Origin of the sequence: Phenylobacterium koreense (genome assembly GCF_040545335.1) — a bacterium.
Classification (GTDB): domain Bacteria; phylum Pseudomonadota; class Alphaproteobacteria; order Caulobacterales; family Caulobacteraceae; genus Phenylobacterium; species Phenylobacterium koreense.
Map to the genome: position 1 here is coordinate 1,373,353 of NZ_JBEPLU010000001.1, position 22,634 is coordinate 1,395,986.

20 protein-coding genes are annotated in these 22,634 nt (G+C 68.3%); 6 read left to right on the forward strand and 14 right to left on the reverse strand.

Going from position 1 to position 22,634, the window contains the following annotated elements; genetic code table 11:
- Positions 1-203 precede the first annotated feature (203 nt).
- The 4 genes from pgi to ABID41_RS06845 all read right to left on the reverse strand — a co-directional run bounded on the left by pgi (position 204) and on the right by ABID41_RS06845 (position 5,063).
- On the reverse strand, positions 204-1,823 hold the full coding sequence (gene pgi, locus ABID41_RS06830) for a glucose-6-phosphate isomerase (protein ID WP_354297349.1): 1,620 nt from the start codon (positions 1,821-1,823) through the stop codon (positions 204-206).
- A gap of 114 nt (positions 1,824-1,937) precedes the next feature.
- Positions 1,938-2,549, reverse strand: a complete 612-nt coding sequence (locus ABID41_RS06835; protein ID WP_354297350.1) for a thioredoxin family protein — start codon at positions 2,547-2,549, stop codon at positions 1,938-1,940.
- A gap of 16 nt (positions 2,550-2,565) precedes the next feature.
- Positions 2,566-4,704 carry a protein-disulfide reductase DsbD family protein gene (locus ABID41_RS06840; RefSeq protein WP_354297351.1) on the reverse strand — a complete coding sequence of 713 codons (2,139 nt, stop codon included), beginning with the start codon at positions 4,702-4,704 and terminating at the stop codon, positions 2,566-2,568.
- A gap of 68 nt (positions 4,705-4,772) precedes the next feature.
- Entirely contained in the window at positions 4,773-5,063 is a 291-nt protein-coding gene (locus ABID41_RS06845; RefSeq protein WP_331927841.1) for a hypothetical protein, read from the reverse strand.
- Positions 5,064-5,192: 129 nt separating this feature from the next.
- Here ABID41_RS06845 and ABID41_RS06850 point away from each other — a divergent pair, with 129 nt between their 5' ends.
- The gene (locus ABID41_RS06850) at positions 5,193-5,585 is read left to right on the forward strand and encodes a hotdog family protein (RefSeq protein ID WP_331927839.1); all 393 of its coding nucleotides are present in this window, start codon (positions 5,193-5,195) and stop codon (positions 5,583-5,585) included.
- 46 nt (positions 5,586-5,631) lie between these two features.
- Here ABID41_RS06850 and ABID41_RS06855 read toward each other — a convergent pair whose 3' ends face one another.
- The gene (locus ABID41_RS06855) at positions 5,632-6,426 is read right to left on the reverse strand and encodes a SapC family protein (protein WP_331927837.1); all 795 of its coding nucleotides are present in this window, start codon (positions 6,424-6,426) and stop codon (positions 5,632-5,634) included.
- 199 nt (positions 6,427-6,625) lie between these two features.
- Between ABID41_RS06855 and ABID41_RS06860 the strand changes: the two genes are divergently transcribed.
- Together ABID41_RS06860 and ABID41_RS06865 are read left to right on the forward strand one after the other, a co-directional pair.
- The gene (locus ABID41_RS06860; protein WP_331927835.1) at positions 6,626-7,507 is read left to right on the forward strand and encodes a MaoC/PaaZ C-terminal domain-containing protein; all 882 of its coding nucleotides are present in this window, start codon (positions 6,626-6,628) and stop codon (positions 7,505-7,507) included.
- A 57-nt stretch (positions 7,508-7,564) separates the two neighbouring features.
- Positions 7,565-8,365, forward strand: coding sequence for an acid phosphatase (locus ABID41_RS06865; RefSeq protein ID WP_331927833.1), 801 nt, complete (start codon positions 7,565-7,567; stop codon positions 8,363-8,365).
- On the opposite strand, the gene ABID41_RS06870 is transcribed toward ABID41_RS06865, so the two are convergent.
- The 4 genes from ABID41_RS06870 to ABID41_RS06885 form a co-directional block, all read right to left on the reverse strand.
- Positions 8,362-8,895 carry a GNAT family N-acetyltransferase gene (locus ABID41_RS06870; RefSeq protein ID WP_331927831.1) on the reverse strand — a complete coding sequence of 178 codons (534 nt, stop codon included), beginning with the start codon at positions 8,893-8,895 and terminating at the stop codon, positions 8,362-8,364. The genes ABID41_RS06865 and ABID41_RS06870 overlap by 4 nt on opposite strands.
- A gap of 12 nt (positions 8,896-8,907) precedes the next feature.
- On the reverse strand, positions 8,908-9,786 hold the full coding sequence (aguB, locus tag ABID41_RS06875) for an N-carbamoylputrescine amidase (protein WP_331927829.1): 879 nt from the start codon (positions 9,784-9,786) through the stop codon (positions 8,908-8,910).
- Positions 9,786-10,793 carry an agmatine deiminase family protein gene (locus ABID41_RS06880; RefSeq protein WP_331927827.1) on the reverse strand — a complete coding sequence of 336 codons (1,008 nt, stop codon included), beginning with the start codon at positions 10,791-10,793 and terminating at the stop codon, positions 9,786-9,788. Before ABID41_RS06880 ends, aguB begins: the two co-directional genes overlap by 1 nt.
- A 117-nt stretch (positions 10,794-10,910) precedes the next feature.
- On the reverse strand, positions 10,911-13,337 hold the full coding sequence (locus ABID41_RS06885) for a TonB-dependent receptor (protein WP_331927825.1): 2,427 nt from the start codon (positions 13,335-13,337) through the stop codon (positions 10,911-10,913).
- A 212-nt stretch (positions 13,338-13,549) separates the two neighbouring features.
- Between ABID41_RS06885 and ABID41_RS06890 the strand changes: the two genes are divergently transcribed.
- Positions 13,550-15,106 carry an ArnT family glycosyltransferase gene (locus ABID41_RS06890; RefSeq protein WP_354297352.1) on the forward strand — a complete coding sequence of 519 codons (1,557 nt, stop codon included), beginning with the start codon at positions 13,550-13,552 and terminating at the stop codon, positions 15,104-15,106.
- Here the strand turns inward: ABID41_RS06890 and msrA are convergent.
- The 5 genes from msrA to ABID41_RS06915 form a co-directional block, all read right to left on the reverse strand.
- Positions 15,075-15,662, reverse strand: a complete 588-nt coding sequence (gene msrA / locus ABID41_RS06895; RefSeq protein WP_331932967.1) for a peptide-methionine (S)-S-oxide reductase MsrA — start codon at positions 15,660-15,662, stop codon at positions 15,075-15,077. The genes ABID41_RS06890 and msrA overlap by 32 nt on opposite strands.
- A gap of 73 nt (positions 15,663-15,735) precedes the next feature.
- Positions 15,736-16,377, reverse strand: coding sequence for a 3-oxoacid CoA-transferase subunit B (locus ABID41_RS06900; RefSeq protein WP_331932966.1), 642 nt, complete (start codon positions 16,375-16,377; stop codon positions 15,736-15,738).
- A 1-nt stretch (position 16,378) separates the two neighbouring features.
- Complete coding sequence (locus ABID41_RS06905; RefSeq protein ID WP_331932965.1) at positions 16,379-17,113, reverse strand: CoA transferase subunit A; 735 nt, start codon at positions 17,111-17,113, stop codon at positions 16,379-16,381.
- Positions 17,114-17,186: 73 nt separating this feature from the next.
- The gene (locus tag ABID41_RS06910; RefSeq protein ID WP_331932964.1) at positions 17,187-19,034 is read right to left on the reverse strand and encodes a monovalent cation:proton antiporter-2 (CPA2) family protein; all 1,848 of its coding nucleotides are present in this window, start codon (positions 19,032-19,034) and stop codon (positions 17,187-17,189) included.
- Positions 19,035-19,154: 120 nt separating this feature from the next.
- Complete coding sequence (locus tag ABID41_RS06915) at positions 19,155-19,829, reverse strand: OmpA family protein (protein ID WP_331932963.1); 675 nt, start codon at positions 19,827-19,829, stop codon at positions 19,155-19,157.
- A gap of 83 nt (positions 19,830-19,912) precedes the next feature.
- On the opposite strand from ABID41_RS06915, the gene ABID41_RS06920 reads away from it, so the two are divergent.
- The gene (locus ABID41_RS06920) at positions 19,913-20,848 is read left to right on the forward strand and encodes an isopenicillin N synthase family dioxygenase (protein WP_331932962.1); all 936 of its coding nucleotides are present in this window, start codon (positions 19,913-19,915) and stop codon (positions 20,846-20,848) included.
- Positions 20,849-20,930: 82 nt separating this feature from the next.
- A complete protein-coding gene (locus tag ABID41_RS06925) occupies positions 20,931-22,634 on the forward strand; it encodes a GAF domain-containing hybrid sensor histidine kinase/response regulator (protein WP_331932961.1) in 1,704 nt (567 codons plus the stop codon).

The following is a 22,634-nucleotide window of genomic DNA, read 5'->3' on the forward strand; positions in this document are numbered from 1 at the left end:
CGAAAGTCCTTGGTGGGCTTGAGGACGGATGGAGCTGGAATTTTCGAGCCCCATCCGCGTGTGCGGGAGGCTCGGGGCGGGTCGCTTAGGCCATGCGAACCCGGCCGATCCCGCGATGCGAGGTCGGATGGTGATGGCCGTGATGGTGCGAAACGCGGGTCATTGCGTCGGCGCTTCTAGCGGCAAATTGTGAAGAAGGCGAGTCAGCGGCGCTTCAGCAGCGCGACCAGGGCGGCGGTGGACGGATCGTGCGCGCCGGGCTGGCCGCCTTCCAGCTCATCGAGGATGCGCGAGGCCAGGGTCTTGCCCAGCTCAACGCCCCACTGGTCGAAGCTGTTGATGCCCCACAGCACGCCCTCGACGAAGGTCTTGTGCTCGTAGAGGGCGATGAGCGCGCCGAGAGCCGCAGGGGTCAGGCGATGCATCAGGATGAAGCTGGACGGCCGGTTTCCAGGGAAGGTCTTCTGGGGCGCCAGGACATCGATGTCGGCGGGCGCCATTCCCTGCGTCTTCAACTCCTCGCGCACGACCGCCTCGGGCTTGCCGACCATCAGCGCTTCGGCCTGGGCGATGGCGTTGGCCAGCAGCTTGGCCTGGTTGGCGGGGTCGCCTTCGGAGGCCTCGGCGACGGCGATGATGTCGAGGGGGATGATGTCCGTGCCCTGGTGCATCAACTGGAAGAAGGCGTGCTGCACATTGGTGCCGGCGTCGCCGAAGACCGCGGCGGCCGTGCTGCGCGCGACCGGGCGGCCGTGGATGTCGGCCCGCTTGCCGTTGGACTCCATCTCCTGCTGCTGGAGGAAGTTGGGCAGGAGATGCAGGCGCTGGGCGTAGGGCACCACCGCCCGCATGGGCCGGCCGAGGCCATTGCGGTTGAAGATGTGCGCCAGGGCCAGGAGCACCGGAGCGTTGCGCTCCAGCGGCGTATCGCGGAAGTGCCGGTCCATGTCGTGGGCGCCTGCGAGGAACTCTTCGAAGACGTCAGCGCCCAGGGCCAGGGCGCAGGAAAGTCCGACGGCGGACCACACCGAATAGCGGCCGCCCACCCAGTCGCGGAAACCGAAGATCTGGTCGGCCGGCACACCGAAGGCCTTGGCGACCTCGGGGGCGGCCGAGACGGCCAGCAGGTGGCTGTCGCCGGCCGGTCCGAGCGCGGCGCGCAGCCAGCCCCGCGCAACCTCGGCGTTGGCGATGGTCTCCTGGGTGGTGAAGGTCTTGGAGACCACCACCACCAGGGTCCGGGCCGGGTCGAGCCCGTCGAGGGTGAAGGCGATGTCGGCCGGATCGACGTTGGCGGCGAAGCGCAGCTCGATCTGCGGGCTTAAGGGACGCAGCGCTTCCCAGACCAGCCGGGGGCCGAAGTCGGAGCCGCCGATGCCGATGTGGACGATGGCGCTGAACGACAGGCCGGTCGCGCCGCGCCGGACGCCGGAACGGACCGCCTGGGCGAGTTCGGCTATCGCCCTGCGGGTGGCGTCCACCTCGGCCGAGACCGGCTCGCCCTTGGCCCTGTAGTCCGAGCCGAAGGGCGCGCGCAGGGCCGCATGCAAGGCCGCGCGGTCCTCGGCCGGATTGACCGCCTCGCCGGCGAGCTGCCGCTCGCGCGCGGCCTCGACGCCGCCGGCGCGGGCGAGGTCGAGCGCCAGGGTCAGATCGGCGAGGGACCAGGGCTGCTTGGAGAGATCGACGAGGAGTTCCGGCGCTTCCACGACAAGCTCATCGAGCCGTGCGGGCTCGGCTGCGAACAGGCCCTCGATGCAGCGATCTCGGGCGTCCTGGGCGGCGGTCTCCAGCTTGGTCCAGGCGGTCGCGAGATCGGTCATGCGTCGTCCTTCAAAGTCGATGGAACAGCGTGCCGCCGCTAGCAAAGGGCGGGCCGCTTGTCTTTGGCGTTTCGAAGAAGCTGGAACGGCGCGAGGGGTTCCCCGCGCCCTTCCCTATTCGGCGTATTTCACCGAGCAACCATAAGGCCTGCTTACCGGCGTGGCGACGGCCCGCCCGGCTTTGACGTCGGAAAGGGCGGCGGTGACGTAATTCTTGGCGCCCTTCAGGCTGGCCGGGTCGGCGGTGGGTCGATCATCGATGCCGCCCATGTAGACGAGCGTGCCCGCCTTATCGACGACATACATGTGCGGGGTGGTTCGGGCGTCATAGGCCTTGCCGACCTGACCGCCGGGATCGAGCAGCAGGGCGGCGGAACCGGCGTCGTTGCTGGCCTTCCAGGTCCTGGCCTCGGCCGGTGAGACATAGCCCTGCTTTCCGGGCGCGGACGAGACGAGGGTCAGCCAGACCACGCCATCGCGGGCGGCGCTCTTCTGCAGGGCCTGCATGTTCCCGGACTTGTAGTGTTTCTGGACGTAGGGGCAGCCAGCGTTGGTCCATTCCAGGACGACGGTCTTGCCCTTGAACTCGGCGAGCGAGCGGGTCTTGCCATCCCCGTCCTGGGCGGCGAAGGCCGGCGCCGGCTGGCCGAGCACCGGGGCGGCCACAGCGGGAGCAGCGAAGGCGATGGAGAGGCCGGCGGCCAGTACGAGCGAAGGGGTCTGCATAGGCGCCTCCTAGAAGTCAGCGGCCCTGGGCGTCCTTCAGCGCGCGGACGACAAGGCCTTCCGTCAGGATCTGCGGGAGGATAACGCCATCGCCTCCGCTCGCGCCATAGACGAGGTAAAGCGGAACACCTGCCCGCCCGTGCTTGGCGAGCTCGGCCTCGATCTCGGCGTCCTTCCGCGTCCAGTCCGCCTTCAGATAGACGGCGCCGGTCTCCTTGAAGGCGTCGGCGACGGCCTGGCTGGTGAGGGCCACACGCTCGTTGACCTGGCAGGTGACGCACCAGGCGGCGGTGAAGTTCACGAACACCGGCTTGCCGGCCCCGCGGGCGGCGGCGAGCTTCTCGGGGCTGTAGGCTTCATAGGGGACACTGGCCTTGCCTCCGCCGCGCTCCGTCGAGGCGACGGCGGTTCCCTCGCCATAGTTGGGCCAGACCGCGGCCAGGGCTGCGGCGATCACCAGGACGGCGCCGAGGCCGACAAGAGCCAGGGGCCGGCCGCCGGCTGCCTGGCGACGCTGAGCCGCGCCGAGCAGCCAAAGCGCCAGGGCCAGGACCACGGCGGCCGCGAAGATGCGGGCGAGCGCGGTTTCCCCGGCCTGCAGGGTCAGCACCCAGACGAGCCAGGCCGCGGCCGCGTACATCGGGAAGGCCAGCAGCTTCTTGAAGACGTCCATCCAGGGGCCGGGCTTGGGAAGGCGGCCGAGCAGGCCCGGCAGGAAGGCGATGAGGGCGAAGGGGGCGGCGAAGCCGAGGCCCAGGGCCAGGAAGACGGCGATGGCGGCCGGCGCGCTCTGGGTCAGCGCCCAGCCGAGGGCCGGGGCCATGAAGGGCGCGGTGCAGGGCGCGGCGACGACCACGGCCAGGGTCCCGGTGAAGAAGGCGCCGGCCATGCCGCCCCGGGAGGCGAGGCCGGTTCCAACGCCCTGCAGCGAGGCGCCGACCTGGAACACGCCGGAAAGGTTCAGGGCGACGGCCAGCATCATTAGGGCGAGGCCGGCGACCACCGGCGGCGACTGGAGCTGGAAGCCCCAGCCCACGGCCGCCCCGCCCGCGCGGACGGCGATCAGAACCCCGGCCAGGACCAGGAAGGTCGCCAGCACCCCGGCCAGGAAGGCGATCCCCTGTCCTTGGGCGGCGCGGCGCTCATGGGCGTGGCCGGCCAGCGAGGCGGCCTTCATGGCCAGGATCGGGAAGACGCAGGGCATCAGGTTGAGGATCAGGCCGCCGAGGAAGGCGAAGGCGGCGGCGAGCGGCAGGCCGAGCCCGGCGCCCGCGCCGCCCGAGGCCTTGGCCGGCGGCGGGCCGAGCCCCGAGGCGGTCGGCGGCGGCGGGCCCTGCATGGCCGAGACCTCGTAGGACTTGCCGGCGACGGTCAGCACGCCGGCCATGGTCTTGGGCGTCTGCGGCTGCTGGAAGGCGTAGCCCGGGGTGAGGGTGAGGGTCAGGCCCTCGGGACCGCGCTCGATCATCTGCGGCTTGGCGTGGTCGATCACCGTGGACTCGAAGGGGAAGAAATAGGCGTCGGAGAAATCGGCCCCTTTCAGAGCCGGGCCGGTGATCGCCAGCGCCAGGGCGCCGTCCGGGGTCTTCTGGAACGCAGCCTCGAGCCCCGCGGGGGCCGGAGCCTGGGCGAGGGTCTTGGCGATGGCCGCACCCCAGACCGGGTTCGGTTCGGCCAGGCCGTCCCGCACGGGCAGGGAAATGGTCAGCACCGCGTCCTCGGGGACGCAGATCTCTTCGCAGACGAGGAAGGAGGCGGCGGCCTTGAAGGTGACGGTCTCGCCGGGCCGTGCGCTCGCAGGGGCGGTGATCGGCACGGGCAGCAGCACCTCGCCCTGGTAGCCGTAGTTCATCAGCGGGCCGGTGGGTTGGCGATGAGGGGCGGGCCAGACGATGTCGCCGGCTTTCCAGCCCTCGGGCAGGGTCCACTGAATGCTGGTCGCCTCGCCGCTGTCGCCGCTGTTGCGCCAGTAGGTGTGCCAGCCCTTGTCGATCTTCTGGCGCAGGGCGACGTAGGTGGTGGAGCCGGGAGCGATGGACTGGTCGCGCGCCACCAGCTCGGCCTCCAGGTGGCCGGTGTCCACCGGTTGGGCCATGGCCGGAAAGGCGGTCAGGAGCGCGAGCGCGGCGATGAGCTTCGCAAGAAGTCGGATCATTCCATCGTCCCGTACGAGTACGCCTCGCTATATGGCCCGCGACGCCGCCAGGGCAAAGCCGCGCCCGCCTATTCGGCCAGGGCCAGCCAGCGGCGGGGCCATTTCCAGCCCAGGGAGCGGACCTCGCCGGGCTTGAGCGCCAGCGACCTGGCGGTGCGCGGAGAGAGCGGTCCGATGACGTGCACCGGCTCCAAGCCCTTGAAAGGACTGGCCGCCACGCCGCCGATCAGCATGGCGCGGTCGATCGCCGTCCATTCAGCCTTGGCGCGATCTTCGTGGGCCACCGCGAAGAAGTGACGAATGGGCGCAGGTTCCCCCGCGAGTTCCACCATCACCCCGATCAGCCATCCGCTCGACATGGAAAACCTCTTAGACCGGGCCGGGCGGGCGGCGAAAGCGCAATGGCGGCCACGACTTTGGCGCTCGACTTGGCGCTGCGGCGGGTGATGATCGGCGAATCAGCGTTTTCCATATTGGGAGTACGTCTCGTGCCCGCGTCATTCGATGACATCGAAATGGGTCAGGTGGTCTCGATCGGCGAACTGCCGGTCGATCCAGCCGCGTTGGAGGCGTTCATCGCCGCGTTCGCGCCAGGCTGGCCGACCGAACGAGGAGCCCCGGACGCCATGGTATACGCCATCTGGTGCCGGCTGGACGCCGCCTCGGCCATGGAATGGCCGCAGACCAAACGGCTCGGGGTCGACGCCCTGCGCTGGGCGCGCAATCCCCCGGCGGGCGAGATCCTGCGCGGCCGGATGACGGTGATGGGCAAGGATCCGGTCGGAGACGGCAAGGGCATCGTCATCGCCCAGCATGACCTGCTCGACGAACAGGGCCGCCTGGTCTTCTCCTGCCTGACCCGCAGCGTGTTCTCGCGATAGGGACAAAGAAAAACGGCGGACCCGAAGGCCCGCCGTTTCCCGATGCTTAGGCGTTGTTGGCCGGGGCTTGCGCGGCCCGCGCCAGGGCCAGGGCGATCATCCGCTCCCAACCGGCCAGCGAGACCAGGTGGGCGTAGATCTGCGCCAGGGCGCCGTTGTCCCGCAGCTCGATGAATTTCTCCTGCGGCAGTGCGTTGAGCTTGGCTTCCGAGACGCCGAAGTACTCGGCGATCACCTGCTGCTCGCCGGCCGAACCGTCCTGGTTGGTCGGGGTGAAGGTCGCGGTCTTGGTCTCGAAGAGGTCGTTGTCCTTCAGGAGCTGCACGAAGCTCTGGGTGCGCTGGCGCTCGACCTCGTAGTCGTTGCAGAAGTTGATGCAGTTCTGCGTGTACTCGGTCGGCTTGCCTTCGGCGTCGAAGAACAGTTGGTCGGCCTGGTCTTTCGGCACGATGAACTCGGCCGAGCGGTCGATGCAGAGCACCATCTGGCCGGCGGCGTTGTCGGTGGCGAAGACGAACGGGAAGCGGCGGATATAGGCCGGGACGTAGGTGCCCGCCTCGAACATACCGTCGTCCCGGAGGTACATGTTCTGGCCCTGGTTCAGGCCCATGACCGCCAGCGGAATCTTATCCTCGCCGACGAAGATGATCGGGCCGCAGAGCGAATAGGGACCGAACTCGGTGACGGTCAGCGGAACGGCGTGACCTTCCTTGGCGAACTTGAACGGGCCGGTCAGGCTCTTGACGCCCAGGTCCTTGTGCAGGTCGACGGAGAGCGGCTCCGGCTTGCTGTAGAACAGCACGTTACCGGTGATCTGGCCGTCGGTGTTAGCAGTCGCCATGAAATACCTTCGATGATCTGGGCGATGGATGGACGCGCGAGCAGGCGATCGTTCTGGCGTTGCGCGAAGTCCGCGCTTCTACCCGATCCAAGGAGCGGCGGCAAACCTGCTCGCAGCCGTCTTGCCTATGCAAGGCCGAGGCGCTTCAATCCGCGCCATACAAAGCGAAGCCGTCAGGCGACATACCGGAGGATATATTTTGGCAATCTTCTATCCCGACATTCTTGACCAGAAGACCGCGCCGCGGACTTTCACCTACGGCGACAAGGACGTGATGCTCTATGCCCTGGGCGTGGGCATGGGCCAGGACCCGATGAACGAGACGGAGCTGCCCTTCGTCTACGAAAAGAACCTGAAGGTGATTCCGACCGCTGCGACCGTGCTGGCCTCCGGCATGCGCGGCGCGGCCGGTCCGGCCCCGGAAATGCCCGCCGGCCACCGTCCCAGCCAGATCAACTTCCTGATGGTCGTGCACGGCGAGCAGAAGGTCGAACTGCACCGCCCGCTGCCGAAGACCGGCACCTTCACCGCCCAGGGCCGCACGATCGGCGCCTATGACAAGGGCGAAGGCAAGGGCGCGGTCGTGATCAACGAGACCGTCTGGACCGACGAAAAGGGCGAGAAGGTCGCCACCCTGACCTCCTCCACCTTCGCCCGCGGCGACGGCGGCTTCGGCGGCCCGTCGGAAGGCGCTCCGGAACCGCACGTGGTGCCGACCCGCGCGCCGGACCTGTCGGTGGACTTCACCACCCGCCCCGACCAGGCCCTGCTGTACCGCCTGAACGGCGACCGCAACCCGCTGCACTCGGATCCTGATTCGGCCCGCCGCTCGGGCTTCCAGCGCCCGATCCTGCACGGCCTCTGCACCTACGGCATCACCTGCCGCGCCGTGCTGCAGGCGATCACCGACTTCGATCCGGACCAGATCTATTCGCACCAGGCGCGCTTCTCGGCGCCCGTCATCCCCGGCGACACCATCACGGTGGACCTGTGGAAGGACGGCAAGAACATCTCGTTCGAGGCCCGCGTGAAGGAACGCAACGCCACGGTCATCAAGAACGGCCTGACGGTCCTGCGCTAAGTCGCCGCCCCTCCGGAACGGTTCCCAAGGCTTGGGAGCCGTTCTAGAGAGGGCCGCATGATCCGTAGCTTCACCTTTGTCGCCGGCGCGGTCCTCGCCGCCGGCCTCGCAGCCTGCGCCGCCACCGGGACCGCGGAAGCCCCGCCGGTGGACGAGAGCCTCTCGGCGGCCAACGCCCATCCCGTCGCCACCAAGCTGGTCGGCTATCTCAAGTCCGGCGACCTGGACGGCGTGGCCCTGCTCGGCCCGCCGCCGGCGCCTGACAGCCTGACCGGCAAGGCCGACCGCGCCCGATACGAACAGACGCGCTCGCTGGAAGGCAGCGCCCGCTGGAAGCAAGCCATCGCCGACAACGACCTGTGGGGCGGCGGGGCGCTGAAGCAGTACGCCTGCAAGCTGGGCGTCTCGATCGACGAGAAGCAGACCCCGACCGCCCTGCGCGTGCTGGAGCGGGTGGAGCTGGACGTGCGCACGGTCGGCAAGCCGGCGAAGGACGCCTTCAACCGCACCCGGCCGCTGATCGGCGACGACAAGCCGGTCTGCATCCCGCGCGAGGATTGGCTGAAGACCAACGCCTCCTACCCCTCCGGCCACTCGATGACCGGCTGGGCCTGGGCCCTGATCCTGGCCGAGCTGGCGCCGCAGAAGGCCGACGCGATGATGTCGGTGGGCAAGGAGATCGGCGAAAGCCGGGTCATCTGCGGCGTCCACTACGCCAGCGACGTGGAGGCCGGCCGCATCCTGGCCTCGGCCATGGTCGCCCGCATCCACGCCGACCCGCAGTTCCAGGCCGACATGCAGAAGGCCCGCGCCGAGATCGCCAAGGCCGGCGCCGCGCCGACCGGCTGCGCCGCCTAAGAGCGCGCCGCCCGGTAGACGACAGTCGCCCGCAAGGGATCGGCTTCCTCATGCCCCGGGAAATCGAAGTCGGAGGCGGCGTCATGGCGCATGCCGATCCGCTCCATCACCGCGCGAGACCGCCGGTTGGTCTGGGCGGTGATGGCGATGATCTCGGGAAAGCCCAGGCGGTCGAAACCATCCTTCAGCACGGCCGCAGCCGCTTCGCTGGCGTACCCACCGCCCCAGGCGGAGCGCGCCAGCCGCCAGCCGATGTCTATGTACGGCGAGATCGGCGCCTGTTCGTGGCCCGGCATCAGGCCGCAACATCCGAGGAAGGCGCCATCGGCCCGGCGCTCGATCACCATTCGGCACATGCCGAGGGTCGCAAAGGCGTCGTCGGCGCGCCGCTTGTAGGCCCGCACGCCCTCGTCGTTCAGGACGCCGCCCAGCCAGACCATGACTTCGGGGTCAGCGCTCATGGCCGCAAACGGCTCAAGGTCCGCCTCGCGCCATAATCGCAGGATGAGCCGGGGCGTTTCGATGATCATGCCCCGATCAGATCAGGCCGGACGCGGCCCGGTCAACGCGCCGTAGAGGTCGGTTCGGCGGTCGCGAAAGAAGCCCCAGGCAGCGCGATGAGTTGACAGGAAGTCGAGGTCGAAGCTGGCCTGCACGATCCCCTCGTCCTCGCGGCCGAGAACCGAAACCAGGTCGCCGCGATGGTCGGCGATGAAGGACGAGCCGTAGAAGCTCTGGCCGCCATTGGGATAGCCTTCCCACGGCTCGAAGCCGGTGCGGTTGGCGCCGACCACCGGGATGACGTTGGAGACCGCGTGGCCCTGCATCGCGCGGCGCCAGGGGGCGGCGGTGTCGAGGGTCGGATCATGCGGCTCCGAACCGATGGCGGTCGGATAGAACAGCACCTCGGCGCCCATCAGGGCCATGGCGCGGGCGCACTCGGGGTACCACTGATCCCAGCAGATGCCTACGCCCAGGCGGCCGAAGCGCGTGTCCCAGACCTTGAAGCCGGTGTCACCGGGCCGGAAGTAGTACTTCTCCATGTAGCCCGGGCCATCGGGGATATGGCTCTTGCGATAGACGCCCATCAGCGAGCCGTCGGCGTCGACCATGACCAGGCTGTTGAAATAGTGCGGCCCCTCGCGCTCGAAGATCGAGATCGGCAGGACGACGCCCAGCTCGGCCGCCAGCGGCGCGAGGGCGGTGACGCACGGGTGCTCGCGCCAGGGGTGGGCCTCCGCGAACCAGCGTTCCTCCTGGGCGACGCAGAAATAGGGGCCCTGGAACAGCTCGGACGGCAGGACCACCTGGGCGCCCTGGGAGGCGGCCTCGCGGATGAAGTCCGCGGTCTTCCTGATGTTGGCGGCAAGATCCATCCCGTAGGAGGTCTGGATCGCGGCGACGTTGATCGTGCGGGCCATCAGGCGGGCTCCTGCTGGGTGATGCAGTGGAACGAACCGCCGCCCGAAAGGATGGCGTTCGACGGCAGGCCGATGACCTCGCGGTCGGGGAAGACGGTCTTCAGGCCCTGGAGCGCCAGCTCCGCGGCCTGGCCTTCCTTGTAGGTCGGCATGATCACCGCGCCGTTGGCGATGATGAAGTTCATGTGGCTGGCGGGCGCGGCGCGGCCCTCGCCGTTGTCGATCCAACCCGGCGAAGGAATGCGCACGACCTTGAGCTGGCGGCCGGCCGCGTCAGTGGATTCGGCGAGTACGCGCGCGGCGGCGTCGTAGGCGTCGGCGTTCACATCGCCGCGACCATAGGCGATCGGACAGACGACGACGCCGGGCGCGACGAAGCGGGCCAGGTTGTCCACGTGGCCGTCGGTGTGGTCGTTGGCCAGGCCCTCGCCCAGCCAGATCACCTTGCGGGCGCCCAGGGATTCGGCCAGGGCCGCCTCGGCGATCGCCTGGGTCCAGCCGTGATTGCGGTTCTCGTTCAGCAGGCACTGGCCGGTGGTGAGGATCGTGCCCTCCCCGTCGTGGTCCACGGCCCCGCCTTCGAGGATGTAGTTCTGCATGACCAGCGGCGTGCGCGAGGCCGTCGCGATCTGCTCGGCCACCTCGTCGTCGTGGTCGAGGAGATACTTGCCGCCCCAGCCATTGAAGACGAAGCCGCGCGCCTCGTCACCGGCGGCGCCCTTGGTGAAGATCGGGCCGGTGTCGCGCAACCAGATGTCGCCGAAGCGGCCGGGCACGATCTCGACGCCGGCCACGTCGCCTAGCAGGCGGCGGGCGGTCGCCTCGCCTTCGGGCGTGCCGGTCATCAGCTTGACCTGCTCGCGGCCGGGCCCGGCCAGGGCGCGCGCCAGGGCGGCGACCTCTTCCTGGGCCTGGGCCAGGTCTTCCTGCCAGAGGTCTTCATGGCTGGGGAAGCCGAGCCACATGGCGCGGTGCGGGGCCCACTCGGCGGGAACGATCACGGACATGGCCTACCTTCTCCTCGGACGCGCGCAGATGGGCGGATGAACCCCGCCCGTCAAGACCACAACGAAAAAGGGCGGCTGCATCGCTGCAGCCGCCCTCTCTCTCCTACGATGCGCGCCTTAGAATTCGGCGTGCAGGGTCAGGATGAAGGTCCGCCGGAAGCCCGGCTGGGCCAGGGCGGTGCCTTCGAGGTTGGTGGTCATGTCGCCGAGGTAACGCTCGTCGAAGAGGTTGGCGACGTTGGCCTGCAGGTAGGTGCCTTCGAGGCCGAACTGGTCGAGCTTCCAGCGCACGTCCGCATCCCACACGGTGTAGCCCGGGAACTTCTCGGTGTTGGTCAGGTTCGACCAGCGGTCGCCGACGAATTTGCCTTGGACGCCGAAGGCCAGGGATTCGATCGGATCGTAGGTGACCCGCACGGCGCCCTGATGCTTCGGGTTCTCATAGAGCATGTTGCCTGCGGTCGGCAGCGACACGCCCTTGATGTTCCCTTGGATTTCCGAGTCCGTGTACGAGTACGAGGCGTAGGCGCTCAGGTATTCGGTCGGTTGCCAACCGATCTGACCGTCGAAGCCCTTCAGGTCGACGTCGCCGACGTTCGCCGAGAACGAGATGCCGTTGGCTTCGTCCAGAACCCGCTCGATGCGGTTGCTGAACTTGCTCATCCAGACCGCGCCCTGGATCATCAGTTGGGGCGTCTGGTAGCGCAGGCCGAGGTCGAAGGCCTTGTTCGTTTCCGGGCCTGGATCGACCAGGATCTGGTCGTACAGGTCGTCGGTGCGCGGAGCCGAGAGGGTTTCGGCGTAGCTCGCATAGACCGTCCAGGCGTCGGTCAGGTCGTAGCTGAGGCCGACGTTCGGCAGGACGTCGTCGTACTTCAGCTCCCACTTGCGCGGGTTGCCGTACTGAAGGCCCGCGTTGCTGTTGAGAGCGGCCTGCGGGAACGTCACGAGCGGGCGCCCGGTGCCGTCGTCCGTGCCCGCGACCGGCGAGCCGATCTGGGTGGTGCAGTAGGCGTTGAAGGTGTTCTGCTGGTAGCAGAAGTTGTTCAGTTCGCGCTTGAAGAACGGCGCACGCAGGCCGACGTTGACCAGCAGCTTGTCGTCGACGAACCGGCCGCGATATTCGACCGAGATCTGGTTCAGGGTGGCGATCGACAGGCGGTCGCGACGGCGCAGGTTCATGCCGTCGGCGCCGACGACCGGCGTGCCTTCGCCGTCCTTGCCCGCGAACGGGTTTTCCGGATGGCCGTTGGCGTCGATGAAGCCGACGTCACCGGTCTGGCGGTGCTTGGCGCGGTCGAAGGTGTAGGCGACGCGGACGCTCTGGTTATCGGCGAACTTGTAGATCAGCGACGAGGTGACGCCGTAGCGGCGGGTGTTCGTCGTGTTCGGACGATAGAGCAGGACGCGGTCAGCGACGTCGCCGTCGCCATTCAGGTCCACGCCCGCGGCGTTCGTGTTGCCGATCAGTTGCGGGTCGGTCTCGTTCCAGTAACCGCCGCCGCCGCCGTTGGCGAGCGTGTACTGGAAGGACGGGTCGACCGTCAGCACCAGCTTGTCCGACAGGTTCCACGACGAGAGGCCGCGGATGTTGCCGGTGTTCGAGGGGTTGATGTTCAGCCCGTAGAAGTTGGTCGGGCAGGTCTTGTCATCCTGAGCGCCGGGACCGGGAGCGGGGCGCACGCAGGTCTCCGAGTAGGACGGCGAGACGTGCTGATTGAAGTTCGCCAGCGAGATCCGGTTGATGAAGTTGTTGCGGTTCTCGTTGTAGTTCGCGATCAGGCTGGCCTGGCCAAAATCACCGAATTCCTGGTCGATCCGGGCGTTGATCTGCCATTTTTCGATCTCGCCCTTCGGCTGCTTCGCAGCGTCGTGCGGCTTGAAGAGATCGTTCGAGGTGTAGAGGCCGGAGATCCACGCCTTGGTGCCGAACGGGCCGACGCGGCCGGTTTCGAGCGTGCCGTAGTAGCGCTGGAAGTTGTTGCTGCCGAAAGCCACTTCGCCGCGCACGCCGAACTCGTCGGCGGCCTTGCGGGTGACGTAGTTGATGGTGCCGCCGGCGGCCGCGGCGGTCGGGCTGTCGACGTCGGTGGTGCCGAGGTTGACGGTCGCCTTCTCGATCAGGTCGGGATCGAGCTGCTGGTTCGGATAGATGGCGTAGTTGCCGCTGTCGTTCAGCGGAACGCCGTCCCACAGCAGGGCGATACGCTGCGCGTCGAAGCCGCGGATCGTGATGTCGCCGCCGGCCGAGCCGTAGGCGTCGTTGTTGGTGAAGTTCACGCCCGGCATGAGGTTCAGGGACGAAAGGATCGTCTGACCAGGCGCCTGGGTCGAAATGAACGCGGAATCGATGGAAGCGCGGGACTTCGGCTCGACTTCCGCGACGATCACGCCGCCGATGTCAGCCGGACCGCGCGAGCCCGTAACGACCAGTTCTTCGACAGCGGCCGTACCGCTGGACTGCGCCATGGCGACGCTGCTGACCAGCATGCCGCCAGCCAGCGCGGTCGACGCCCAGAGGGCGCGACGAAGCATCTTATTCATGAATATCCCCTGACTTTTTACGACTGGTGGATGAGCCCCTGGCTCACCCTCCAGTTGGTTCGGGGCCTATAGCGTGGAAAATTCGTCGTTGGGTGACGGATTCGTGACGTGTGACGCAACACAGGGGACAACCAGCTAATATACCGACGCCTGTCACTTTCCGGACACGCCCTCGCCCCTTTCCTTTCCACCCGCTGCGACCAGAGACGCTCTTGATTTCGAGACAAACGTCCGCACACGGCCATGCCCAGTACTGGCGCGCCACGCTCCTGATCACCGCCGCGCTGACGGCGGTGCGTCTGGTGGCGCTGTTCGCCACGCGGCTCGAGCTGCATCCTGACGAGGCGCAATACTGGCTTTGGTCGCGGACGCTCGACTTCGGCTACTATTCCAAGCCGCCGGTGGTCGCGTGGCTCATCTGGGCGACCACCGCGATCGGCGGGAACGCCGAGCCCTGGGTACGCCTGTCGTCGCCCTTGCTCCATGGCCTGACGACACTGTGCGTCTACGGAATCGGGCGCAGGCTCTATGCGCCGTCCACCGGATTCACCGCAGCGGCGCTCTACTTGCTGATGCCGGCGGTGCAGGTCTCGTCGCTGGTGGTCGCCACCGACGCGGCGATGCTGCTGTTCCTGGCGCTGGCGCTGCTGGCCTATGTGGAGACGCCGCAGGCCGGTGGCCGAAGGCAGGACCTGCTGGCCCTGGGCCTGGGCGCCTCGCTTGGCCTGGCCTTCCTTTCGAAGTACGCCGCCGTCTACGGCCTGATCGGGATCGCCCTGCATCTGGCCTTCTCGCGTCAGGCGCGGAGCGGCTGGACCTGGCGGGCGGCGGCGCTGGCGCTGGCCGCCGGCCTGGCGGTCGTCGCGCCGAACCTGATCTGGAACGCCCGCCACGGCTTCGCCACGGTCCAGCACACGGCGGCCAACGCCAACTGGAACGCCCGGTCGCTGTTCAACTTCGGAGAGCTTGGCGAGTTCGTCCTCTCGCAGTTCGGCGTCTTCGGCCCGATCCCCTTCGCGGTGCTGATCGGCGGCGGCGTCCTGCTGGCGGTCCGCAAGCGCCTGCAGCCGGCGGACCTGATGCTGCTGTGCTTCGCCGTCCCGGCCCTGCTGATCGTCACCATCCAGGCCTTCGTCAGCCGGGCCAACGCCAACTGGGCGGCGGCGGGCTATGTGGCCGCGGTGGTGCTGGCCGCCGCCTGGCTGATCCGCTGGCGCGCCAAGTGGTGGCTGGTCGCCGCCCTCGCCCTGCAGGGCGCGGTGGCCGCGGTGTTCCTCGCCTGCGTGCTGAACCAGGGAATCGCCGAGAAGCTGAACCTGACCAACGCCTTCAAGCGCGCCAAGGGCTGGGAGCAGATGACCGAAGAGATCGCCGACCGGGCGATGCGCGAACCCAAGGGCGCCCTGAGCTCGATCGCGGTCAACGACCGCTTCCTGTTCAACGCCGCCGCCTATTACGGACGCGACTATTTTGGAAAGAACGGCGAGCCGCCGCTGGTCATGTGGGTGCGCGAGGCCCATCCGCAGAACCAGGCCGAGAGCACCAACCCGCTCACGAGCGCGAACGGCGAAAGGGTCCTCGCGGTCGCGTTGGACGAGATCTATCTGGACGAGATGAAGGGCGACTTCCGAGCTGTCGGCGGCGCCGAGATCATCGGGGCGCGGCTGGACAGCAAGCGCACGCGCAAGGCGGCCCTGTTCATCGGGGAGGGCTTTTCGCCGGCCCCGCGCGATCCGGTCACCGGGCTGCCGGTCCCCATACGGCCTTGAGCGCCCGGTCGCGCCCGCAGCCGATGCGGTAGGCGTTGTAGCTGGCCGGGTGTTTCTTGGCGTAGTCCTGATGATAGGCCTCGGCCGGCCAGAACCGGCCGCCGGTCAGGATGCGGGTCGCCACCTGCTGGTCCATGGCTTCCCCGATGCGGGTCTTCGCCGCCTGGGCGACCTTCGTCTCCTCGGGACCGGCGACGAAGACGGCGGTCGTATAGGACGGGCCGCGGTCACAGATCTGGCCGCCGGCGTCGGTCGGGTCGATGCTGTGGAAGAAGGCGTCCACCAGGGCCGCGTAGCTGATGCGGGCCGGATCGTAGGTGACCTTCACCGCCTCCAGGTGGCCCCGATGGTTCTGATAGGTGGGGTTGGCCATGGCGCCGCCCGCATAGCCGGACACCGCGGCGGTGACGCCGGGCACGGCCTCCATCGCCTTCTCGGTCGACCAGAAGCAGCCGCCGGCGAAGACCGCCGTCCGGAGCTGCCCCGCCGCCTGGCCGGCGGGGGCCGCAACCAGTGCGAGGAAGGCCGCCGCGGCGGCGAGAGGGAAAGGCTTCATGGCGCATCATCCCGAAACGGCGCGAGGGCCGCACCCGGATGATGCGCGCCGAAAGACGGCGGATGGAAGGCTGTTAGAGGACGGGCTCGAACGGCGCCTCGGTCTTGGCCTTCACCTCGTCGAGGCTGACGCCGGGCGCCAGGGCGGTGAGCCGTAGCGGGCCCTTGCCGCGGTTGACGTCGAAGACGCCCAGGTCGGTGACCACGAGATCCACCACGCCTTGACCGGTGAGCGGCAGGGAGCACGCCTTGACCAGCTTGGGCGCGCCCGATTTCTCGGTGTGCTCCATGACCACGACCACGCGCTTGACGCCGGCGACCAGGTCCATGGCTCCACCCATGCCCTTGACCATCTTGCCGGGGACCATCCAGTTGGCGAGGTCGCCGTTGGCGGCCACCTGCATGGCGCCGAGGATCGACAGGTCGATATGGCCGCCTCGGATCATGGCGAAGCTGTCGGCCGAGCTGAAATAGGACGAGGACGGCAGCTCGGTGATGGTCTGCTTGCCGGCGTTGATCAGGTCGGCGTCCGCTTCGCCCTCATAGGGGAAGGGCCCCATGCCCAGCATGCCGTTCTCCGACTGCAGGGTCACGTGCATCCCCGCGGGGATGTAGTTGGCGACCAGGGTCGGGATGCCGATGCCGAGGTTCACATAGAAGCCGTCGTGCAGCTCTGCCGCGGCCCGGGCGGCCATTTCATCACGGGTCCAGGCCATCTTAAGCGCTCGCCTTCTCTTCGCCCGTTTGCGTTTCTTTCGGACGGGTGGTCACGCGCTCGATGCGCTTCTCGTAGACCGCGCCCTTGACGATCCGGTCGACATAGATGCCCGGGGTGTGGATGTGGTCCTTGTCGATGGAGCCGATCTCGACCAGTTCCTCGACCTCGGCGATCGTGACCTTGCCGGCCGTGGCCATCATCGGATTGAAGTTCCGGGCGGTCTTTCGATAGACGAGGTTGCCCTCGGCGTCGCCGACATGGGCCTTCACGATGGCCAGGTCCGCGGTGAGGCCCCGCTCCATGACATAGAGCTCGCCGTCGAACTCGCGCACTTCCTTGCCCTCGGCGACCAGGGTGCCGACCCCGGTCTTGGTGAAGAAGGCCGGAATGCCCGCCCCGCCAGCGCGGATGCGCTCGGCCAGGGTGCCCTGCGGATTGAATTCCAGCTCCAGCGCGCCGGAGAGGTAAAGCTGCTCGAACAGCTTGTTCTCGCCCACATAGGACGAGATCATCTTCCGGATCTGGCCCGCCTCCAGCAGGAGGCCGAGGCCGAAGCCGTCGACGCCGCAATTGTTCGAGACGACCGTCAGGTTCTTCACCCCGGACTCGCGGATGGCGGCGATCAGGTTTTCGGGAATGCCGCAGAGCCCGAAGCCCCCGGCCATGATGGTCATGCCGTCGAACAGGAGCCCGGCGAGGGCCTCGGCGGCGTCGTTACGCGTCTTTCCAGCCATGTGAGCCCCTTTAAGCTGCTAGCGGCCGCTTGAGAACCGGGTCGGACGAAAAAGTTCATCAACTGATGAAACTCTAATTCACAGGCTCCTTCGGCTCCTCGCCCAAGGCGTCGGCGGCCTCCTCGTTGAGCGCCTGCCCGCCGTGTCGCGGAACTGAGAACGGCTCCGGTGTCGGCGTGGCCATGTTCCCCCGCATCAGCCACCGCCCCTGCTCGATGCCGCCGGCGAGCTGCAGTTCGAACCGCTCGGCGTCGCGGCGGCGGACGTCGCGGACGATGTCGGCGGCCTCGACCTCGTCGACGCCCAGGTCGATGAGGACGTTCTTCCCGAAGGTCAGGGCCGATTCGAAGGTCTCGCGGATCTGATAATCCACCCCGGCCTTCACCAGCCGCAGGCTGTGGCCGCGGTCGAAGGCGCGGGCGAAGATCTTGGCCAGGGGAAACTCGTCCCTGACCATTTCGACGATGCGGTCGGCGACCTCCGGCTTGTCGACACAGACGAGAATGGCTTCGGCGTTGGCCGCGCCGGAGGCCCGCAGCACGTCCAGCCGCGAGCCGTCGCCGTAATAGACCTTGAAGCCGAAGGTCCCGGCGGCGCGGATCATGTCCACGTCGTTCTCGATCAGCGAGACCTCCATGCCGCGAGCCAGCAGCGGTTGGCTGACCACCTGGGCGAAACGGCCGAAGCCGATCATCAGCACCCGGCCCCGCAGATTGGCCGCGACCTCGACGCCGTCCATCGACACCTTCGGCGGCGGCATCAGCCGGTCCAGCAGGATGACCACAAGGGGCGTCAGGGCCATGGACAGGATCACCACGGCGGTGAGCGCGGCGCTGTCGCGGGCGTCCAGCACACCGGCGGCGGCGGCCGCGCCATAGAGCACGAAGGCGAACTCCCCGCCCTGGGCGAAGAGGGCCGCGCGCTGAACGGCCTCGCGACTGCCAGCCCGGAACAGCCGTGCGACAGCATAGATGCCGAGCGCCTTGAGCGTCATGAAGGCCAGTACGCCGGCCAGGACCAGGCGCCATTCGGCCAGGACCACCGAGAGGTCCAGCGACATGCCGACGCTGAGGAAGAAGAGGCCCAGCAGGATGCCGCGGAACGGCTCGATGTCGGCCTCGAGCTGATGGCGGAAGACCGACTCCGACAGCATCACCCCGGCCAGAAAGGCCCCCATGGCCATGGAGAGTCCGCCCCACTGCATGAAGAGCGCCGCGCCCAGGACGACCAGCAGCGCCGCGGCGGTCATGATCTCCCGCGCGCCGGTTCGGGCCAGGATCTGGAAGAAGGGGTTGAGCAGCCAGCGTCCGGCCGCGATCGCCACCCCGATGCAGCCGGCGCCGATGAGCAGGCCAAGCCAGGCCGGGCGGTCGCCCTCGACGGCCGCGCCGCCTAGCGACGCGAGCACGGCGACCAGGGCCAGCAGGGGAACCACCGCGAGGTCTTCCAGCAGCAGGATCGATATCGCCCGCTGACCGGCGTCGGTCGAGGTCTCGCCCCGCTCGTCGAGCATCTGGACGATCACGGCGGTGGAAGAGAGCACGAAACCGCTGGCTCCGATCGCCGCGGCGGCCGGCGCGAGGCCGGCGAGCATGGCGGCTCCGGACAGGAGGGCGGCGCAGACCAGGACCTGGGCCACCCCCAGCCCGAAGATTTCCGTGCGCAGGCTCCAGAGCTTGGCGGGCCGCATCTCGAGCCCGATGACGAAGAGGAAGAGCACCACCCCCAGCTCGGCCACGTGGAGGATCGCCTGGGGATCGGTGAACAGCCGCAGGCCGAAGGGACCGATGACCAGGCCGGCGGCGAGATAGCCCAGCACCGAGCCGAGGCCGAGCTTGCGGAACAGCGGCACGGCGACGACGCCCGCGGCCAGCAGGGCCACGCCGTGCCCAAGGTTCATGCCCACGACCTCGGCCGCCATCGGTGCTCCTGCCTTCGCCCGCCCCGCTCCGGAGGCCGCGTATCAGCTTATTTGCGGGCAAAGACCGGAGCGCGCAACGGGGGGGCGGCGCCCGCGAGAGCGCCGCCGATGGAGAAGCGCTTAGCCGGTATAGGGCCGGACGATGATTTCGACCCGGCGGTTCTTTGCCCGGCCTTCTTCGGTGTCGTTGGAGGCGATGGGCTGGGTCGAGCCGCGGCCGGCCACGTAGAGGCGATCGCGCAGCACGCCGCCGCGGTTGGTGAGATAGTCGGCCACGGCCAGGGCGCGGCGCTCGGAGAGAGCTTGGTTGTAGTCGGCGCGACCGGTGGAATCGGCGTGGCCGATGATGTCGACCAGGGTCTGCGGATAGTTGTTCAGGCTGCGGGCGACGTCGTCGAGCGCGCCGTAGAACTGGGGCTGGATGTCCGAACGGTCGAAGCCGAAGGTCACGTCGCTGGGCATCTGCAGGACGATGTTGTCCCCCTGGCGCTGGACCTCCACGCCGCTGCCGGCCAGTTCGCGGCGAAGCTCGGCCTGCTGGCGGTCCATGTAGTTGCCGACCCCCGCGCCGGCCAGTGCGCCGATCCCCGCCCCGATGAGCGCGTTCTTGCGGCCCTGCTCGCTGCGGTTGGTGTTGGTGAGGTAGCCGAGGGCCGCTCCGCCGAGCGCGCCGGCGATCGCGCCAGTCCCGGTGTTGTTGCGGACGGCCTGTCCGGTGTAGGGGTCCACAGTGGTGCAGGCCGACATGGCGGCCGCTCCCAAAATACATGCCGCAAGGGCGGTCCAGCTACGCATCTACGCTCTCCTGAATGGAACTTCGGTGCGAACGCCCGCCCCACGGTCAAGGTTCCCGGCGACCGCCGGGTGAAGGATCGAATGTGACCACTCCGACGATCAACCCCGTCTCCTTCAAGCGCTTCGAAGGCGATTTCGCAGGGTTCTCCCAGGACCTGGGCGGCTCGTTCGCGCGCTACGGTTTTGCGGTGATCTCCGACCACCCGCTGCCGCAGGCGCGGATCGAGGCGGCGATCGGCGCGGCCAAGGCGTTCTTCGCCCTGCCCGACGAGGTCAAGCGGGCCTATGTGGTCGGGGTCGGCGGCCAGCGCGGCTACACCCCCTTCGGCATCGAGACGGCCAAGGGCGCCGAACACTTCGACCTGAAGGAGTTCTGGCACATGGGCCGGGACCTGCCGGCGGGCCACCCGTTCGCCGCCTACATGCCCAAGAATGTCTGGCCGGCGGAGGTTCCGGCGTTCCACACCGAGATCGCCTGGCTGTTCAACGCGCTGGACGCCATGGGCCGCAAGGTGCTGGAAGCCCTGGCCGCCTATCTGAAGCTCGACCGCCACTTCTTCGATTCGACGGTGGACCAGGGCAACTCGATCCTGCGCCTGCTGCACTATCCGCCGATCCCGGCCGACGGCCCCAACATCCGCGCCGGCGCGCACGAAGACATCAACGTCATCACCCTGCTGCTGGGTGCCGAAGAGGCTGGGCTGGAGGTGCTGGAACGGGACGGCCAGTGGCTGGCCATCAACCCGCCCGCCGGCTCGCTGGTCTGCAATATCGGCGACATGCTGCAGCGACTGACCAACCAGGTGCTGCCCTCGACCACGCACCGGGTGGTGAACCCGGCGCCGGAACGCCGGGGGTTCTCGCGCTATTCGACGCCGTTCTTCCTGCACTTCAACCCGGACTACGAGATCCGCACCCTGCCCGGCTGCGTCACGCCCGAGCATCCCGACCGGGGCCTTGCGCCGATCACGGCCGACGAGTTCCTCAAGGAAAGGCTGCGGGAGATCAGACTGCTCTAGCCATACCGAACAGCGTTTCACGCAAAAGACGGAAATTTAACTCCACGAGCCGATCTTCGCGCAAAACGTCAGGGGGAAGAATATGTCCGCTCCTGGTGAGACATCCCGGGCCGAAGCTGCACGGCTGGCGGCTATCGCCACGCTAGACCTGGACGACCTCAAGCCGACCTTCGAGCGGATCGGCCGGCTGGCGCGCGCCTATTCCCGGCTGGACCTGGGCGACGTGGTCATCGTCGACGCCGAACGCACCTGGCACGCCAGCGTGACGCCCAAGTGGTCCAAGGAGCAGATCTGCGAGGACCAGGCCTTCTCTGAGGTGGCGGTGCGCGATGATGCGCTGCTGTGGGTGCCGAACGCCCTCGAAGACCCTCGCTTCGCCAGGCATCCCTATGTGACCGGTGCCGAGCAGGTCCGGTTCTATGCCGGCGCGCCAATCCGGCTGGCGAGCGGTCAGCCCATCGGCGTGGTCTGCGTGGCCAGCGAGACGCCGCGGACGTTCGATCCCGAACTCGCCGCCTACCTGACCGATCTCGCGGCCATCGCCTCGAACGAGTGCTCGCGCCACCACGCCCAGCGCGACCTGGTGCGCTTCGCCGGCGAGGCGGAGGCGGCCAACAAGGCCAAGAGCGAGTTCCTCGCCAATATGAGCCACGAGATCCGCACGCCGCTGAACGGCGTGATGGGCGTCGCCGGGGCCTTGGCCAGGACCGAGCTTTCGCCGCAGCAGGCCGAGATGGTGGGGCTGATCGAAACCTCGGCCGAGACCCTGGAAGCCTTGCTGAGCGACATCCTGGACCTGGCCCGCATCGAAGCCGGCCGCATGGAGCTTCGCCGCGAGCCGTTCGACATGGCCGCCTCGGTCAAGGCCTGCTCATCCCTGTTCGAGGCCACCGCCCAGGCCAAGGGCCTGCGGCTGAGCGTGGAGATCGAGCCCTATGCGCAGGGCGCGTTCGAGGGCGACGGCGCGCGCATCCGCCAGATCCTGACCAATCTGCTGGGCAACGCCGTGAAGTTCACCACCGAGGGCGAGGTCCGGCTGCAGGTCGCGGCCCAGCGGGACGAAACCACCACCCATCTGACCTTCACCGTGTCCGACACCGGCATCGGCTTCGACGAGACGGCTAGGCAGCGACTGTTCGAACGCTTCGAGCAGGCGGACGGCTCGATCACCCGGCGGTATGGCGGAACGGGCCTTGGGCTCTCGATCTCGCGCTCGCTGGCCGAGGCGATGGGCGGCTCGCTGTCGGCCACCGCCACCCCGGGCGCGGGCGCGACCTTCGTCCTGCAGCTAGAATTGCCGCGGCGCCAGGGTGTCGTGGAGATGTGGGGCGAGCATGAGAACGACGCCGCCGAGGAGGCCGCGCTCGACGCCATGCGGGTGCTGCTGGCCGAGGACCATCCGACCAACCGCCGGGTCGTGGAGCTGATCCTGACCTCCGCGGGCGTCGAGCTGGTGAGCGTGGAGAACGGGGCCGAGGCGGTGGACGAAGCCACCCGCGGCGAGTTCGACCTGATCCTGATGGACATGCAGATGCCGGTGATGGACGGGCTGACCGCCATCTCGGCCATCCGCCGACGTGAGGCGCGGCTTGGCCGCCGCACGCCGATCTACACCCTGACCGCCAACGCCATGCCCGAACATGCGGAGGCGTCCGAGCGCGCCGGGGCGGACGGCCACATCACCAAGCCGATCACCGCCGAGCGGCTGCTGCAGGTGGTCGAACAGGTGTGGAGCGAGAAGGCTCAGGCCGCGGCCCTGGACGACACGGTCGCCCAAAGCGCCTAG